Raw genomic sequence first — 18,314 nt, 5'->3', positions numbered from 1 at the left:
GTTTCTAGTAATTTATTCATGCTATTCCTCCTCTGTTAAGGTATATGTTATCTTCATTGTTTTATCTGCAGTTTTTAAAATTGGACTAGATAAGCTATTAATTGTTCCAAGGTATTACGTCATTATACAAGCTATATACATATAAAAAAATAAAGGCAGTCCGAAGACTGCCAATATTTACCTCTCTGTACCTTTGCTATGATCTTTCTTATTTGATTTAGTTTTATCGTCTGTCTTAAAACTTTTTATTTGCCCTAATATAGACTTTTTATCCTTGTCTTGACTCTTTACTTGTTCTTTTGCTTTTAAGAGCTTAGAAGACAAAATACGAACATTTTTATGTTCTTTCCCGTTGTTATCGATATTTATTTTTACTTGCCCGAAGATTTTAACAAAATCTCCTTGTTTTAGGTTCTCTAAATCTTTTGTCTTATCTCCATAGGCTGAACAATTGGTATAAATTTTATTCCCATCGTCATCTTTTGAAACAATTGAAAAATTACTTACTTTGAATTTTTCTCCATTAGCATTTTCTCTTTCAAGATTTTCTACTTTGCCAGCTATATTACCCACGAGATTTATGAGGTCGTCTTTTTCTTCAAGTTCATTGGTATTTTCAACAATCTTACCTTGTTCTTTCATATCATCTATCATATAGTCAAAGTCATCACTTAGTAGACCTGTTGTGTCATTGTTCATATATAAAACGTAGACTTCTTCAAGTGCCTTTTCATCATTGACACCTTTTTCTATGCTCACAAGTGCTTTTATAAAATCCTTGTAATTATCATTCATCATTTCTTCTAAGTTTTCTCTAATATCTTTGTATTCCATAATTTCCTCCTTGTACTAAATAAGGAGAGCTATTCGCCCTCTTCTATCTTTCTTGTCCTTTTTCGGTTTTTTCTTGATTTTTATCTTTTTCTTCTTCAGATTTGAATTTTGATATTTGTCCCAATATTGATGGTTTTTCTTCCTTTGCGTGAAGATTATCCTCTACATCATAAGTTGATTCAAAGTAATCACTATCTTTAAAATCATTGTCATACCTATCTGGTATTCCATCATTATCAAGATCTTTTGCTAGTGGATCATAGAAGTTTCCGTCATCATCTATTTCTAGTCCTAGTGCTTGTTTTAAATCTTCTTCATCTACTGATACCAGATCATCAAAACTTGACATCTTTATGGCTTCGGTCATATCTTTAATAGCTTGTGAGTTAGATATATCTTCCTCTACAAAAGATTCTGTTCTAATAGCTACATTATCTACATACTGAGTCCATGTTTTTTCTTCCAAATTTACCTCATATTGAATCGAGTGCTTACCATCAGGAGTTTCTGTATAGGCAAGTCCTATATGGCTTAAATCAGGGTATAGTTTGTCAAAGTCTTCATAGCTATTAGATTCTGAAAACTCATAGTTAGAATAATCAACTATCGCCCTCTTTAAATCTTCTAATAATGGTGATTGGTTTTCTAATTCTTCTACTTCTCCCATATCTAAAAGTTTATTAATCTCAGCAAGTCTTAGTGTCTTATCCCTTAACTCATCTGCTTTTTCAAATGGTTTAGTTAATTCTACTTTGGCATTTTCTAAAGATTCTTTATAGTTTTCAAGGTTTTGATTTAATCTTTCAAGTCTTGAAGGTATTTTTTCAATGGCATTATCAAGTCTTGTTATATTACCATCAGTAGAGTTTGAAAACTCTCCAGAGTATTCTGCTTTTCCTAGGAGTTTAAAAGTGTGAGTATTAGTCATAAAGTTATATGAAACTTGTAAGTCTAAATTTCTATATTTACCAATGACCTTGCTATCATTTATCTTTACCTTTTTTATTTCTTCTAATAGCTTCTCTCCAGCTTCTTTCTTATCTAAAATTTTATTTGCACCAAGAGTGATTGAAGTAAATTTGCTATCTCCCTCTCCTAATTTCTCAACATTTGCAATATCTTCTTTAACTGCTTGTATTTCCATTTCAGTTTTTAAAATACTTTGAGGATAAATTTTATTTACCTTATCTTCAAGCTTATATTTATTAGACTTGTAGTTTGCTTCCAGCATTTTTAGTTTTGTAACTTCGTTATCTAAATCCATCTTTTCTTTAATTAAAGGATTTCCAGTAGCTAAAGCCTTAATTTCTGAATAAGATAGACTTGCTTCATCAACATCTTCTGCAACTCTTACTGGAGTTTTTGAAGTCATAATTTGAGAAATGAATTTTTGCTTATTCTCTATCGTCTGCCACAAATAAGAATCAAAGGTATTTTCTGTTACATATCTAAAGATATTTACCTTATCATTTTCATTACCTTGACGAACAATTCTACCACTTCTTTGCTCTAGGTCAGACGGTCTCCAAGGGACATCTAAATCGTGTAAGGCTATTAATTTGTTCTGTACATTTGTACCTGCACCCATTTTTTGAGTAGAGCCTAATAAGACTCTTACTTCTCCTCTTCTTACTTTAGAGAACAATTCATCTTTTTGTTTGTCTGTATCTGCTTCGTGGATAAAGGCTATCTCTTCTTTAGGTATTCCCATATTAACTAGCTTATTTCTAATATCATCATAGATATTAAATTCTCCATCTCCTTTTGGTGTGGACATATCCGAAAACACTAATTGTGTCGATGATTTTTCTTTTGTTTTATCCCAGATCGAAAAGATATTTTTTACACATACATTTACCTTTGAATTAGGATCATCTGGAAGTAGTGGATTTATTAATCTTTGATCTAGAGCAAGTTTCTTACCATCATTTGTAATCTTTAGCATATTATCTTCTGTTGGCTCGACTTGGTTATTTCTAACTGCATCTGCTCTTTCTGAAATAGCTTCTAATATTTCTTTTTGTTCCTCAGTAGGTTTTGTTTTAATAACTTCAAAATTTGCTTCAGGAACCGGCAAATTTAACATATCTGAGGTCTTTATGTCTGCTACTTCTTTAAACATGCTCATCAGTTCTGGCAAGTTATAAAACTTTGAAAATCTTGTCTTTTGCCTATATCCAGTGCCTTCTGGAGATAATTCAAAGGTATTTTCTGTTTCTCCAAAAGTAGAAGCCCAGGCATCAAAATGTTCTAATCCTCTTGCCTTTAAATCGTCATACTGAAGGTATCTTTGCATGGTATAAAGCTCAGTCATTGAATTTGATATTGGTGTACCAGTAGCAAATACAACGCCCTTTCCATCTGTCATTTCGTCCATATACCTACATTTCATATACATATCCGAAGACTTAAAGGCTTCACTCTGACCGATACCCGCAACATTTCTCATCTTTGTATGCAAAAATAAGTTTTTGTAATTATGAGCTTCGTCTATAAATAACTTATCTACTCCTAGTTCTTCAAAGGTTATTACATCATCTTTTTTAAAGTCATCATTTAATTTTTCAAGTCTTACCAAGAGTTTCTTCTTTGTCTTTTCTAGTTGTTTAACTGTGAAATTTTCTCCTCTATTTCTTTTATTCTCATCAATAAAGGAAACTATATCATCTATTTGGTCTTGTATATGCCTTACCTGGTATTCCTTAGACATTGGTATTTTTTCGAATTGAGAGTGTCCTATGATAACTGCGTCATATTCTCCCGTTGCAATCCTACCAATAAATCTTTTCCTATTTTTGGGTTGAAAGTCTTTTTTATCGGCCACCATAATGTTTGCTGACGGATATAACTGCATAAACTCCCTACCAATTTGAGTGGTTAGATGGTTAGGAACTACAAATAATGATTTACTTGCAAGTCCTAACTTTTTAGATTCCATAGCAGAAGCTACCATTTCAAAAGTTTTTCCTGCTCCTACTACATGGGCAAGTAGTGTATTTCCACCATAAAGAGTCCTTGCTATAGCGTTTTTCTGATGTTCTCGAAGTCTGATTTCTGTATTCATTCCATCAAAAGTTAAGTTAGAACCATCAAATTCTCTATTCCTAATAGAATTGAATTTTTCATTATAAATCTTTTCTAGCCTATATCTTCTATCAGGATCTTCAAATATCCAATTCTTAAATTCTTCTTTAATCAATTCCTGCTTTTGACTTGCAAGCATAGTTTCTTTTTTGTTTAATACAGAGGTCTTAGAACCATCATCGTTTATTACTTGGTCAAATACCTTTGTATCTTTTAGATTAAGGACATTTTCAATTAGCTTATAGGCATTTACTCTACTTGTACCATAAGTCATGTTAGCAAGGTCATTAGTTGAGTCAACACTTTTACCTTCAATGTTCCATTCACTTGTATGTGGTGAAAACCTAACATTTATATTCCACCTATCATAGCCAGGTGTTTTTAAAAGATTAAAAGTAAAGTCTTCTATATCTTTTTGAGGTATCCAAGTTGCTCCTAATCTTACATTTATATCAGAAGCAGTTAGTTCTTCAGGCATAACTTCTTGTAATTTTTCTCTTTGATATTTGAGTTTGCCTAACTCGTTTAATAATGTGTCTTTCTTTTCAGAAGGTGCTAAATCTATTACATTTTCAATTTCTCCGATATATGAATTGAGGTAGCCAATTTTTTCTCTAATATTGCCACTTAAATACTCGTCAGCCGATACATATGAAAAATGAAAGGAATCGTCATTGTCAAAGTTCACAAAGGGCATTCTGTTATTTATTAGGTCTGTATCCTTAATATCTAAAAATATCTCGCCCTCAAGCTCACCAATTAAGGTGTTCCTATCTTTACTTGTGATAGATTCCATATATTCAAAGTCTACATATCCTTTTTGTGAAACTGATAAAACCAAAGCTTCAAGGGAAGTATCTACGTGGTCTACTACTTTTGCCTTTGTTATTGTTCTTTTTGAGAATATATCACTCTTAGCTTTGAAATTATCCTCATCATCAAGTATTTCTATTGATGATACCAAAGGAAAGTTTGAGTCTTCCTTTAAGGCTCTAGTGTTTGATAAGGAGTTAATAAAGCCATGTTTCTTTGAAAAGTTATCATAGACTTCGTTTAACTTTGCTTGTGACTCTTTTATTTCTTCATCAGAAAAATCGTCCTTTTGTTTTTCTATTACATCTTTTAAAGCATTCATTACATCAAGATAATCTTTTATCTTTTCTTTATTTTTATCTGATATATTCTGCTTGATTAAGACTGAGTTTTCTCTTAGGTAGACTTCTTCATCAATAATGGTATAGGAAAAGTTTTTAACATCATCTGTTGCTGGAAGACTTAATTCTTCATCTTCCAATAGTTCGACTTCTTCATCAATAATGGTATAGGAAAAGTTTTTAACATCATCTGTTGCTGGAAGACTTAATTCTTCATCTTCCAATAGTTCGACCTCTTCATATTTTGAATTTGAAGATATTTCCTTACTTGCAAGATCCATTAAGTCTTTTAACTTTTCATCTTCTTTTTCATCACAAGTAATAGTATTGCCAAATCTTCCAGATACTTCTTTCATATCCCCTAATACCATTTGAGGATTATCTACAAAATATTTGTTGTAAGTCAAACCCTTTTTATCAGTTGCTAAATGAATCCAATCGTCATCTCTTTCTATAACTGAATCTCTCTTCTTTAAGAAAATAATATCTGAAGTAACTTCTGTACCAGCAAGTCCTTTAAATGTTGTATTAGGTAGCCTCATAGCTCCTAAAAACTCACATCTTGCATTAATATATTTTCTAACAGATTCATCTTTTTTATCCATAGTTCCAGATGAAGTTATGAAGGCGATAATTCCTCCATTTCTTACCTTATCTATTGACTTTGCAAAAAAATAATCGTGAATCAGAAAGTTATTTCTGTTATATTCACGATCGTTAACTTTAAAATCTCCAAAGGGAACATTTCCTATTACCAAGTCAAAGAAATTGTTTGAGAAGTTTGTTTCTTCAAAACCTTTTATTTGAATATTAGCTTCAGGATAAAGTTCTCTTGCTATTCTTCCGCTTAGACTATCTTTTTCTACTCCATAGACTTTAGAGCTTTGTATTTCACTTGGCATATTACCAATAAAATTACCGACTCCTGCAGATGGTTCAAGGATATTCCCAGCCTTAAAACCCATATCTGTTAGAGTCTTATATATTCCATCCATTACCTCTCTAGGTGTATAAAAGGATGTTAGAGTAGACTCTTTAGCATTCAAATACTCTTCATTTGTTAGATTTTCTTTTAAAATATTCCTTGCTTCAAGCCATTGACCTCCCTTTTCTTCATCAAAGACATCGGCAAGACCTCCCCAACCTAGATAATCAGCAAGATAGGCTTGCTCATACTCTCTTGGACTCCTATTTTCATTTTCAAGTCTTTTTAGCATTTTAATAGCTTTGATATTTTTATCTAGTCTTTCTGATGGTGTAAGATATTCTGAGTAGATATGATTTTTCAAGTCATAATTTCTAGCAAAGCTTAGCCTTTCCTTATTAGGTTCATAGCCTAGATTTTTTAAATCTTCTTTACCCCTCAATAAGTTTTCGGCTGCTTGTCTTGGCACATTGTATCTATCCATCATGTGATCAATTTCTGGATTGAACTTATCAATAAAGCTTTCTTGTTCTACTTGTCTTTCAATTTGTTTTTCATACTCAGATAATTTGTATATCTCATAGTTTCCACTATCTAAAAGGTCATCAATCTTTCTACTTTCTTCAAATGTTTCACCCTTGTATAAGGGAAATTCTTCTCCATTAACTTCTACTTTAGTTCCTGTTTCAATTAAGTTAATTCCATCAAAGGTATTCTCATTTTCTAAAATAAATTCCTTACCAACCTTTACTGCTAGTTTTTCTGATGTTTGACTTAAATTTTCAAAGATTTCTTCAAGGTATGAATCGTTTCTATATGGAATTACTTCCGAACCCCTAATCATACCTCCCATATATTCCATATTATCTCTAATAGTTACAGTTTTAAGTCCTCCACTTAGTTCATCAAAATCTGTAATAGTAAAGTCCTTATCTTTATATCTAACCTGATTACCTATCTTAAATTTAGGCTCTATATCTTCCTTAGCTTCCTCTTGTAAAGAGTTTTCCTCACTTAGTGCAACTTGCTCTTCTAAATATGAAAATTCACGCTCATTTACTTCTTCACCATCACCAAGGTCAATCCTATAGTGCTCGATAACTTCGCCATCTACATAGTGGTCAAAATAGAATTTGAAATATCCTATATAATCATCAGTCATTTCTCCAAATTCATTTTCTCCAAGAGTTTGATTATGGTCTTTAACATCAATATCCTTTTGTCTTAGGATATTGATTAAGTCTTTAGTTACTATCTGTCCACTATAATCAGGGACTAATTCGTGGTTTTCATTAAATTCTACAATCCAATAATCTTTTCTTTTTTCAATGTTGTTGCCATCAAAAAAAGAAGCTTCATCAGCTTCCTTTTCTTGGCTTATTTCATTTTCTAAGCTTCCACGTATTCCTTGATTGCCATTTTCTTCACTGTTGCCATCAAGTTGTTCATCTGTCCTTGGTATTCCTCTGGATTCTCTTTCATCATCTTCTCTGTCAATCCTTGTGCTTTCATCATCTTGACTTTCTCTCTCTTGATATAGTCCACTACCTGATTCTGAATTTCCTTCAGGTGGTTCAAAAGTGTTTTCTCCTCGTACATTTCCTGAAGTTTCTTCCAGTTCTCCATGTCCTCGCTCCCTACCAGGTAAGACAGTCTTAGAACTGCGTATGTCGGATTCGGAAATCTCTCCATAAATTCCAGATCCTTCTCCATCATATCCAAGGTTTTCTCTTCGATCTTCATCGCTATTTCTTCTGTCGCTTCCATCTGTGAAAACTCGTCCATCTCTACTTCTTGACCTATCATCTCGTCTATATAAATCATTTTGACCTCCTCTATCTTCGTTTATATTTTCTATATCTCTATTATAGTCGGCACCGGCCCTTTCTGTCAGCAGCCTAGCACGATCCATTTCCTTAGATTTTTCTATTGTTCTATCTATAATATCTTCACTAACCCTTGATATTACAAGACCTATCTGTTCTAAAGAAATTGTATTAATCCTAGAAAAATTATTTTTTAAATTTTCCATATCCATAGGATAGAATGTATTAAACCTATTAGCTACCGCATAGGATATTGAGTCTCTCATAAACTTTTCAAAGCTAAGTCTATCCTCTATATCTATTCTCAAATCAGCAAGAGCCAAATTAATATATTCATCTCCATAAATTCGACTTAAAGAAAATATATTTTCATTAAGTGAATCACTAGCTTCAAATGAAGAAGCATTTATTATTTCTTTTAAAGCCTCATTATGGTTTTCGTGGTCAAACTGCCATAAGCTAACCTCATTAATATTCCTATCCATTGATGTGGTCTGACTAATATCAAAAATATATGAAACTTTTTTGTTTATATCACTTCCAACTAAAATTGGAATACCCTTTTGACCTCTCATAACAACTCTGCCAAAATATTTCTTCCACATATCAAAGGTTGCACAAGCTCTAGCTTCAGGTTCTTTGTTATATATACTTAATTGGCTAGAAAAATCATATTTCTGATTATTGCCTATAACTTTTAAGAGTTTTAAATATTCTTTTTCATCTTGTAAAACTTCATACTTTATTGCTTCTTGTATATTCTTAAAATCATTTACTTGCATTTCCTACCTCCATTCTATGAATTTCTTTTATAATAGCTATTAAAACATCAACCACAATAGAATTGCCGGCCTGCTTATATAGTTTACTTGAGGTGCAATTTTTTCTTCTTGGATGTACTTCCTCTAGCTTGTCAATATCACAGTCATCAAAACCCATGAGTCTTAAACATTCTCTTTCTGTTAAATACCTATACTGACCATTTCCAATATCTATTATTCCAGAATTAGGTACTCTCATTTGTTTTGTAGAAATAGTATAAGAAAAATCTTTAATCACTTTGAGTCGCCCTCTAAAACTGTTATTTATGCCTTTATTTAAAAATTTCAGCATATAAGGTTGGGTCATTGTATAAAGTTCACTTACATCCTTTTCTAAAAATTCACTTAGTGGTCTTGTTTCTTTCCTCTCCAATTTATTAAAAGAAAAGTTATTTGCTCCTAGACACGAAACAACAAATATCCTTTCCCTTTTTTGAGGTATACCAAAGTCCATTGCATTTAAGATTTCATACTTACTTTCATATCCAAGGTCTTCTAACTCCTTTAGATAAATAAAAAAGGAGTCCCTCATATTTCTATCAAGGACTCCCTTTACATTTTCCCAAATTATCCATTTAGGTTTTTCTTTCATTTCTTTAATTATTCTAATGGTTTCAAATAGTAAGCTTGATCTAGTTCCTGAGTTTTTTACTCCTCCCTGCTTTTTTCCAATTCTTGAAAAGTCTTGGCAAGGACTTCCATGCATAACTAAGTCTATCTTTTCATTAGGAGCTTTATATCCTACTACTGATTTTGGCTTATAGTCTTCTACATAAAGTGCGTTGTATGATTTAACACAAGCCTTATCTATTTCTACATAATCAACAACTTCATAAGGTATTTTCAAATTAATAAAAGCCTTTCTAATAGCACCTATGCCACCGAAAAGCTCTAATATTTTTACCTTATTCATTTAGATTATTCTTGTACCTGTCTACAAGCTCCCTTATACTATCTTCAATTTCTCTTAAAAAGTCTTCTTTATCAACTTCGCCAGAGCTAATCTTTGCAAGTTTCATTTCCCATTCAGATGTTGTTTCTGCTGATTTAAACTTATCCTCTACAATCGATACAAGTCTATTGCCTTTTTCTGTTACAAGTAAGTTTTTCTTATCTCTTCTTATAAGGTCCTTATGGATAAGATTTTCAATAATTCCTGCTCTTGTAGCTGGTGTTCCTAAACCTTTCCTTTCTACTTCTATGTCTTTATCCAAAGATTCTACTCCTGCATTCTCCATAGCCTTTAAAAGTGTATCTTCATTATAATGACTTGGAGCTTTTGTAAATTTCTCAGATATATTTTTAGAAGTTAGCTTAATTTTATCTCCAGTCTTTATATCTGGTAATTCATTTTCTTGTTTTTCTTTTCCATAGCTCTTTAGATACTTGGTATAACCTTCATCGATTACAGTCTTGCCACTTGCATTGAAGTTAAATTTATCATATTCATATTTGATTTTTCTGCTAGATTCCTTTAAGTTATCCGAACATGAAGCGAGTAATTTATCCTTAATTAGATTATAGACTTTGCTTTCTTTATCAGATAAATCTTTGGCTTTTCCAATACCTGATATAGTAGGAATAATTGCATAGTGGTCTGTAACCTTAGATGAATTAAAAATAGACTTAAAGTTTGATTTGTTGAGTTTAAAATCTTCTTCAAGTCCTTCTAATAATTCTTTCATAGTATTAACCATGTCATCGGTTAAATACCTGCTATCTGTTCTTGGATATGTGATTAGCTTTTTTTCATACAAAGCTTGTGCTAGATTTAAAGTGTCATTTGCTGAATATCCAAAATATTTATTTGCTTCTCTTTGTAAGGTAGTGAGATCATAAGGCTTATCTGGTTTTGTGCTTACCTCTTTATCTTCTACCTCTGTAATAACTATTTCATCTTCTAGTAGATTTAATAGTTGTTCTGCAACTTCAATTCTATCAATCCTATCTGATACAAGTTTCAATCCTCCATAAGATAGGTCAACTGTATAATATTTTTGCTTCTTAAATAGGTTTATTTCACTATCTCTTTTAGCAATTAAATATAGAGTTGGAGTTTGTACTCTACCAACTGAATATGTTTCCTTGTAAATGCAAGAATAAAGCCTACTTAAATTCATTCCCACCAGCCAATCAGCAATTGCTCTTGCACTTGCTGATCTATATAAGTCTTCAAAGTTTTCTCCGTCTTTAAGATTTCTAAAGCCATCTTCAATAGCTTTGTTTTCCATTGAAGATATCCAAAGTCTTTGAATTTTCTTCTTACATTTAGCTTGATTATATACAAGCCTAAAAATAAGCTCTCCTTCTCTTCCAGCATCACAAGCATTTATTACTGTGTCTATGTTCTTATCGTTTAAAAGTTTCTTTAAAACTCCATATTGTTTTTTAGTGCTTTTAGATACTTCATAAATATATTCTTCTGGGATTATAGGAAGAGTGTCTATTGTCCATTTCTTCCATTTTTCGTCTATCTTATCTGGACTTGCCATTTGAATTAAATGACCAACACACCATGAAACAATGTATTCACCTCCCTCATAATATCCGTTTTTTCTTGTTCTTGCTCCAATTACTTTTGCAATTGTAACCGCTACACTTGGCTTTTCTGCTATTACTAACTTCATTAATACCTCCATAAATAAAAAAAGAGCGAAAGATTTCTCTCTCGCTCAAAGTTTTTCTCCCGAATATTGTATTATTTTTGGGAGAATTCTATTACTTATTAATTTCTTTTTCTAGTTCTTTAAGAACTTTTATAATCTCTTCAAAGTTTGGATATTCTCCATATATCATTTCTTCCATAGCCTTATAATCTTTTTCTATTTCAGAAAATCGAAACTCTCTTGGAACTAATCTTAATCTTCCATTTAATGCATCTTCATACTTTGCCCACTTCCTAGGATAAAATTTCATTTTAAATTCAGTCACTTTCTTTAGTAATTCTTTATCCTCTAAGGCTTTGTTTTTAAAATCTGAATTTGCAATTTTATATAGGTCATAAAAGTGTCTTGCATACCTATGTGGCATAGGAGAAGATTCTGGTCTATTCGCTTCATGATGAAGTATAGTTGCTTTTTCCCAAAAGGTTCTCTCTGCTGATACTGTTCTTATATTAGTTTTTTCTTTAAATACATTTGCATATGTTTCACTAATTATTGGTAATATTTCAACATCAATTGCAGGTGTCCATGCTGCAAGGCTTCCTATTTCGAGTCTTATATTTTGTGTCAAATAATTAGATTCAAAGATTTTAGGATATTTACATAGAATTGTTTGTGGGTCTATTGTATCTATGGAAAATTCAAAATCAAAATCCTTTAAATCTTCTTCTAAAACTTTTAAAAATTCATCTTTTAAAAATATTTCTGTCTTTTCATTAACTTTTTTGTTGAATTTATCTTGCTTGGTATTTGATCTTTCTATCCATGGTTCTTTTTCTTCATATCCTAATACTCGCCAATCTAAAATTAGATCTATATCTTCAGAAAATCTTTCAATGAGTCTAAAGCATTTTGAAAGTGATGTTCCACCTTTAAAGGTAAAATATTCTTTCCATTTATTTTCATTAAATAGATAGTCTAAGATAAAAGTAACCCAATAGTCTTTTTCAATGACTGCTTCAGATATATTTTTCTTTCTGGCTGTATTTACTATTAAAACTCTTAAGTCTTCTTTGTTTTCTATATAAAACTTATTCATTTTTGCCCTCACAAATTTCCCTTATTACTTCATATACCCATGCAGGAACTGATTTTGACTCATTCATTAAGTCTGTTCTTTCTTTTTCAGTTAAGTTTTCTCTCATCTTTTGTATAACTTCGTTAGTTATATTTTCTTTACCTAAAGACTTAATTGCTTGAATAACTGTTGCAGTCTTTAAGGACATGTTGGCAATTTCTCCTGGATTTACTTTTTTAAATTCTAAAACCGTATCCCCAATTTTATATTCTTTGTATCTTCCACTAGATATATATTTATAGTGAGTTGGAACTTGTGTGGATAGTCCCAACAAATTTAAGGCTGTGCTATTATATGGTGCAATATTCCAATTGTATTTTCTTGCTATGGCAAGTGCTAATTCGTGAATTGATACTGCTTCGTACTCTCCAATTAATTCACTGTATCTTGGATTGTAATAAAAGCCATCAATAACACGCTTAATTTTTCTTTCATTAACCATTCTATTCAATGTCTTTCTAGCAGTTTCATAAGAAGCAATATCTAAAAAGTCATTAGCAAAAAATACTTTATGTGAGTCAAAATCATTTATTTTATCTGATATTTTTTCTGTATATGAACTCATTACAATCCTCCTTTGTCCCAAATATCATATCATATCTGGGACAAAAGTTCAATTGTATTTAAATTTAATATTCTTACAATAGTTCATCTTCATCGTCTTCATATAAAGATTCTTCATGACTTTCTTCATTGTCAGATTCATCTTCTGACTCACTAATATAATCCTCATCATCTTCTTCAAAGTCTTCCAACATTCTATCTTCTTTTGCTTTAACTACCTTAAAATAGTATCCTGCTCCTACTACTCCTCCAATTACAAGTGCAACAATTAGAAATGAACCTATCCCGCTTTTCTTTTCTTCTTTTACTGGAACAGTCTTAGGTTCTTCTTTTTTTACTTCTTCTTTCTTAGGTTCTTCAACCTTTACAGTGTTTTTATCTTCTGACTCAATCATGTTAAGTAGGTCTTGCTCTCCTACTTCTGTCAATAACCTTACATTGTCTTGATTTGATGAGTGATCCACTATTAGGTGCATAGTTTTTCCACTTTTAGTTTGAAATGTTAAAAATTGTCTTACATCTACTGGATTTTCTTTATCTTTTTCTGTATCTCCACTTGGTGTAATATCTTTTCCATTCCTATCGACATTTTCAATTACTGAACCTCTTGCCTTATTTTCTTGTGTCGCAAGATTATTTACTGCCTTTGTATTACCACCTTTTACAAGTGGTGTTTTCTTAGGAGGATTATTTGAAGGCTTGTTTGCTTCACTTGTATTTCCTGGTATTCTTGGAACATCTTGATAAGGAATCTCTTCTTTTGATGGTGTAAAAATATCATCTTTCAACATTTTTTCAAATTCTTCTTTTTGTGGTTCATATATTGATTCACTTTGATTTTCTATTTGCCCTTCATTTGTCATAGCAAATGTAGTTGCTGGTACTGTAAATGTAAAAAGGAGTAACGCTATGGCTACTCCTCGTTTAATGCTCTTATTCATTTTTCTATCCTTTCTTATTTTGCATTTTTAAATACATAGACTGCTTTTCTAGCATTGTCCCATTCTATTGTTTGGTTTTTACCATCTTTAATATCTCCATGACTTGCTCCAAAAGCTTTAGCAATGTTTGAAATTGAAGCATGAATTCTTCCATTTATAATCACTGGCTTAACATCTGAATTGTAGACCTTTCCATCTGAATCTTTCATAACACCAGTATCAATATTTAGTCTTAATGTCTTTTTAGCTAGGATATTATTCTCTTTATTTGAGAAAATAGCTTCACGAGTAGAGTTGTCATACTCAACATTAAAACCGAGAGTATAAGCAATATATCTTACTGGAATCATAGTTCTTCCTTGGTCTACATAAGTTTTTACATCCATATATACTGTTGTCTTACCATCTTTATTGATAATGTTATAAAAGTTTTTGTCTACTTGGAAAACTGCAAATTCTTTTTCATCTTTAACTTGTTTTTTGCCTTGTTGTTCCTCCTGTTTTTTCATCTTGTTAAGATCAAATTGATTTAGGATATTCTTGTCATCAGCTTTCAAAATTTCGTCCCACTTCTTATCTTGAGATTTCTTATCTTCTTTCTTCTCTTTGTTTTCTTTTTGAAGTTTTAGAAGTTCATCTAATTTCTTAGATAAGTCTTGGTTTGGGTTTTTGTCTTTTTCATCTTTAGCTTGTTTTTCAAGTTCTTCTTTCGATTTTTTATTTGCTTCCTCGATTAACTTCTTGGCTTCTTCAATTTTCTTATCTAAATCTTCTTTTAGCTTTTTAATTTCTTCTTCAGAAGCTTTTTGTTTTTCTTCTAGTTCTTTAATCTTCATTTCTAAGTCTTTTTTCGTATTTTCAGAAGATTCTTTTAAACTATCAATAGCCTTTTGAAGCTCTTCAATTTTCTTAAAGCATTCTGACTTAGAATTTTCTGTTTCTTTCTTTTTATTCTCTAATTCTTTTATCTTATTATCTTTTTCATCAAGATCTTTTTTCAAACCTTTAATTTTATTATCTTTATCCTCAATTTCTTTAGTCTTCTTTGCAAGTTCTCCTTCTAAAGACTCAAGCTTTTCTTGCATTTCTTTGATTTTATTTTCGTTTTTATCGGTCTTCTCTTTCTCAGCTTCTAACTCCCATTTTGTAGATGAATAATCTTCTTTTAGTTTTGCATTTTCATCTTGCAATCTTTTTAATTCATCTTTAAGCTGAGTAATTTCTGCTATTAGTTCATCATTATTGGAGTTTTTAAGATCCTCAATTTCTTTATTCAATTGAGCAATCTTATTATCTTTATCTCTAATTTCTTCTTCTAGCTTAGACTTTTCTTGTTTTAGTTTTTCTCCATTATCTTTGCAAGATTCTAACTTTTCCTTTAATTCATCTATCTTTGATTGGTCTTCTTGTTTCTTATCATTTAAGTCTTTGATCTGATTTTCTAAATCACTAATTTTACTTATTGAACTTTCTATAACTTTTTTACTACCATCTATATCATCAGCTTTAGCTAGTACATTAGTAGTTGAAGTTGATGTTAAAACTAATAAAAGAGCCATAAAAAAGGCTCTTAGTCTGTTCGTATTAAATTTCTTCATTATGAATGCTCTCCTTTTCTTTTAATTTTTCTTCTCTTTTTCTATCATTGATTCTCTCCATTAATTCTTCCAAGCTAATATTGTTCCTCCTAAGAGTTACAATTATTTCTTCATTTTCAACTTGTATTTCTTCATCGCAAATTTCCTTGTATTTTGCATTTAAATCTTTTAACTTCTCTTCTATTTTTTTCTTTTTGTTCCTAATACTTATAAGTTTTCTGTTCACATAATATCTCCCTTCTATCTTGGTCTTCCAAAACCATAAAAGTGTGATTTCCAATATTTTGAATTTATTGATGTGTATTGAATTGGATCACCTGCATGAATCATCATTCCGTTACCTGCGTATATTCCTACATGAGATATTGGAGTTCCACTGTTATATGTTGAGTGGAAAAATATAATATCTCCAGGTTGAGCTTCACTTGGACTTACTGGATTACAATAGTCTTTGTATATTCTCCATGCAGTTGTTCTTGGCATTCTCTTTACACCAGACTTTGTAAAAGACCAACATACAAAACCTGAACAGTCAAAGTTAGATGGTCCACTTGCTCCAAACACATATCTTTTTCCTATATGTTTTTCTGCTTCATTAAATAAGGCTTTGGCAGTAGCTGAATCAAAAGCAAGACCAGGATTTCCAAAGTTTGGATTGTCTACTATTTCTCCTAAGTCCCCATTACCTGATCCAAAAACATCTCCCATATTTCCCTTAGCTTCAAGAAGAGCTTCATAATGAACTACATTGTCTGGATAATCTTTAAATATTTCCCTAACAACTTCATCCATTTCTTTTTTCTTTAAAGTTACAATTAACTTTTTATATTCGTACTCTTCTTTTTCATAGCTAGTATAAGGATTGCCACGACTATCATATCTAGTTCTTGCTACTGTTCTTGTTCTAATTTCAATTTCTTCATTAAAGTCAAGCTTATACATCTTATCGAAAAGTTCTTTTAAAATTCCTTTTACTTCAGACGCTGATTTTACTTCTCCACATCTTGAAGTTATATAGGATAAAAGTTCATGGGTATTATGACCAATTTCTCCTTCTTTATTTATGATATATTCGTCATATCCAGGATGACTTGTTTTTACACTTTCGATTTGTGATTGTAGGTCATATTCCATTGATGAAAATTCTTGATTTACTTCACTTAGAACTGTGTCTTGTGATAGGTATGTTGTTGTCATTACTGAGTTTACTGAATTGCTTAGTCCACTCATACCAACACTTCCTCCACCAATCATGATTGATAGCATAAGACCTAGTCCTATTACTAGAAATAGAACCATCTTACTTTTTCTTACGATTAGCTCTTTAGAAGCCTTACCTAAACTTAAAATAGCTTTTTTAACTCTATCTACAAGTCTTGTTTCGTGCTTTTTAGCTATCATGCTCTTCATTTGCTTTCTTTGGTAAAACTTCTTAAATCTATTTTTCTTTATATAGGCATCTGACTTTTTTAAATCTTCCAATCCACTTTTAAACTCCAACTTGCTTTTTCTCTTTCTTATTTTCTTATCAAGTTTAGATAATTTTTTTAAGGACTTTTTCTTTTTGTCTAACTTATACTTCCTTATTCCATGCTGGAGTTTAGAGCTTACATTAGCGACCTTTTCTCCAGATTCTACACCAGTATTGTCAGATCCTGAACTTAGATAATCTCTCACTAACTCTGATGACTTAGCTCCAGACAATAAAACCCCAGAGGATAGACTTCCTTTAGTTTTATTCTTTAAGATATTATCCTTTAGCTTGCTTTTAGACTTTTCAAGTTCTCCAATCTTTTTATCTGAGATAAAGTCTTTAACATCTTGTGCCTTCTTAGAATCTTTTCTTGTAACTTTCTTAGATTCATTTTTTAAGTCATCGATTTTCTTACGAGTGAATTTATCACTTTCATAATTTTTTCTTTTGTAGTAGGTCTTCTTTTTATTAACTTTCTTTTGTTCTGAAGGTTTAAGGCTTGTTTCCTTTTCATCTTTTCTAAATTCAAGATTATTGTCTTTAAAATCAGGATTATCAGAAGTTTTTTCTGTGTCAGCTTCGCTTAGCTTACTTTCTTTATCTATCTCTTTAGAAATTTTTTCCTTATCTCTAAACCTCTTTTCTTGATAAAGCTTCTGCTTTTGCTTTTTATCGATATTAGTATTACTTTCGTTCTTACTTACTTCATCTTTAACAAGCTTATCTTTTCTATATATTCTCTTACTTTTCTTTGCTTCAATAGGTTTATCTTCACTTGTCTGGATTCGCTTAAACTCTCTCTCGTTAATTTTGTCTTGGAATTTATCCTTACTATGGATAAGTTTATCCTCATAATTTTTGAGAACTTGTCTTTTACTTGATGCCTTCTTATTGTTTATTGGTTGAGCCTTAGCTGAAATATCATCTGTTGTTAATTTATTAGAATTAATATTTCTACTGTTTTTACTATCAAAATTTACTTTTTTAAAGTCTAGATCTAAGTCTTCATCAAGTTTAAAGCTTTCATCTGTCCTTATTTCAAGATTAGCTTGTTTTGTTTCTTCAGCCTTATTCTTATTATCTAAAACTTCTTTTCTGATTCTTTCCTTGTTTTTAGCCTTCTGAAAATCTTTTAGTTTATCTTGTTTTTGATCTTTAGCTAATACATTCTCATGAATTAGTCTAGATTCTTTTTCTGAAATTTTATCTCCGAACCTATCCCTAGTTTTAATTATCTTATTGGTATAATCATCTGAATGAACAAGTTTACTATCCATATTTTTTTCAGGAGCGTCCCTATTTCGTATAATTTTCTTTTGAAAATCTTTTTTTAGTTTTTTATCCATGTTATA

At 31.0% G+C, this 18,314-nt stretch carries 10 protein-coding genes; all 10 read right to left on the bottom strand.

Annotated elements, in window-relative coordinates; genetic code table 11:
* Positions 1-177 precede the first annotated feature (177 nt).
* Positions 178-834, bottom strand: a complete 657-nt coding sequence (locus tag ACWPVO_RS08955) for a DNA-binding protein (protein ID WP_454207915.1) — start codon at positions 832-834, stop codon at positions 178-180.
* A 43-nt stretch (positions 835-877) separates the two neighbouring features.
* On the bottom strand, positions 878-8,605 hold the full coding sequence (locus tag ACWPVO_RS08950; RefSeq protein WP_454207914.1) for a helicase-related protein: 7,728 nt from the start codon (positions 8,603-8,605) through the stop codon (positions 878-880).
* Positions 8,592-9,557 (bottom strand): DNA cytosine methyltransferase, encoded by a 966-nt coding sequence (locus ACWPVO_RS08945; RefSeq protein WP_454207912.1) that lies wholly within the window; start codon positions 9,555-9,557, stop codon positions 8,592-8,594. The genes ACWPVO_RS08950 and ACWPVO_RS08945 overlap by 14 nt, the downstream gene beginning before the upstream one ends.
* Entirely contained in the window at positions 9,550-11,271 is a 1,722-nt protein-coding gene (locus ACWPVO_RS08940; RefSeq protein WP_454207910.1) for a DNA topoisomerase 3, read from the bottom strand. Before ACWPVO_RS08940 ends, ACWPVO_RS08945 begins: the two co-directional genes overlap by 8 nt.
* A 91-nt stretch (positions 11,272-11,362) precedes the next feature.
* Entirely contained in the window at positions 11,363-12,346 is a 984-nt protein-coding gene (locus ACWPVO_RS08935; RefSeq protein ID WP_004827269.1) for a nucleotidyl transferase AbiEii/AbiGii toxin family protein, read from the bottom strand.
* On the bottom strand, positions 12,339-12,950 hold the full coding sequence (locus ACWPVO_RS08930; protein WP_060800169.1) for a DUF6088 family protein: 612 nt from the start codon (positions 12,948-12,950) through the stop codon (positions 12,339-12,341). Before ACWPVO_RS08930 ends, ACWPVO_RS08935 begins: the two co-directional genes overlap by 8 nt.
* A gap of 73 nt (positions 12,951-13,023) precedes the next feature.
* A complete protein-coding gene (locus tag ACWPVO_RS08925) occupies positions 13,024-13,890 on the bottom strand; it encodes a CD1107 family mobile element protein (RefSeq protein WP_454207907.1) in 867 nt (288 codons plus the stop codon).
* Between the two features lie 14 nt (positions 13,891-13,904).
* Positions 13,905-15,488 carry a stalk domain-containing protein gene (locus ACWPVO_RS08920; RefSeq protein WP_454207905.1) on the bottom strand — a complete coding sequence of 528 codons (1,584 nt, stop codon included), beginning with the start codon at positions 15,486-15,488 and terminating at the stop codon, positions 13,905-13,907.
* A complete protein-coding gene (locus ACWPVO_RS08915) occupies positions 15,475-15,714 on the bottom strand; it encodes a hypothetical protein (RefSeq protein WP_454207903.1) in 240 nt (79 codons plus the stop codon). Before ACWPVO_RS08915 ends, ACWPVO_RS08920 begins: the two co-directional genes overlap by 14 nt.
* Before the next feature lie 14 nt (positions 15,715-15,728).
* Positions 15,729-18,308 (bottom strand): CD1108 family mobile element protein, encoded by a 2,580-nt coding sequence (locus tag ACWPVO_RS08910; protein WP_454207901.1) that lies wholly within the window; start codon positions 18,306-18,308, stop codon positions 15,729-15,731.
* Positions 18,309-18,314: the final 6 nt, after the last annotated feature.

It is taken from the genome of Peptoniphilus sp. Marseille-Q6390 (genome assembly GCF_965119475.1).
The sequence above is the reverse complement of the archived record's forward strand: the minus strand, read 5'-3'. Positions and strand labels throughout refer to the sequence as shown.

Coding starts and splice junctions, on each gene's coding strand:
- ACWPVO_RS08955 (WP_454207915.1), bottom strand. CDS start 834: ATGGAATACAAAGATATTAGAGAAAACTTAGAAGAAATGATGAATGAT.
- ACWPVO_RS08950 (WP_454207914.1), bottom strand. CDS start 8,605: ATGCAAGTAAATGATTTTAAGAATATACAAGAAGCAATAAAGTATGAA.
- ACWPVO_RS08945 (WP_454207912.1), bottom strand. CDS start 9,557: ATGAATAAGGTAAAAATATTAGAGCTTTTCGGTGGCATAGGTGCTATT.
- ACWPVO_RS08940 (WP_454207910.1), bottom strand. CDS start 11,271: ATGAAGTTAGTAATAGCAGAAAAGCCAAGTGTAGCGGTTACAATTGCA.
- ACWPVO_RS08935 (WP_004827269.1), bottom strand. CDS start 12,346: ATGAATAAGTTTTATATAGAAAACAAAGAAGACTTAAGAGTTTTAATA.
- ACWPVO_RS08930 (WP_060800169.1), bottom strand. CDS start 12,950: ATGAGTTCATATACAGAAAAAATATCAGATAAAATAAATGATTTTGAC.
- ACWPVO_RS08925 (WP_454207907.1), bottom strand. CDS start 13,890: ATGAATAAGAGCATTAAACGAGGAGTAGCCATAGCGTTACTCCTTTTT.
- ACWPVO_RS08920 (WP_454207905.1), bottom strand. CDS start 15,488: ATGAAGAAATTTAATACGAACAGACTAAGAGCCTTTTTTATGGCTCTT.
- ACWPVO_RS08910 (WP_454207901.1), bottom strand. CDS start 18,308: ATGGATAAAAAACTAAAAAAAGATTTTCAAAAGAAAATTATACGAAAT.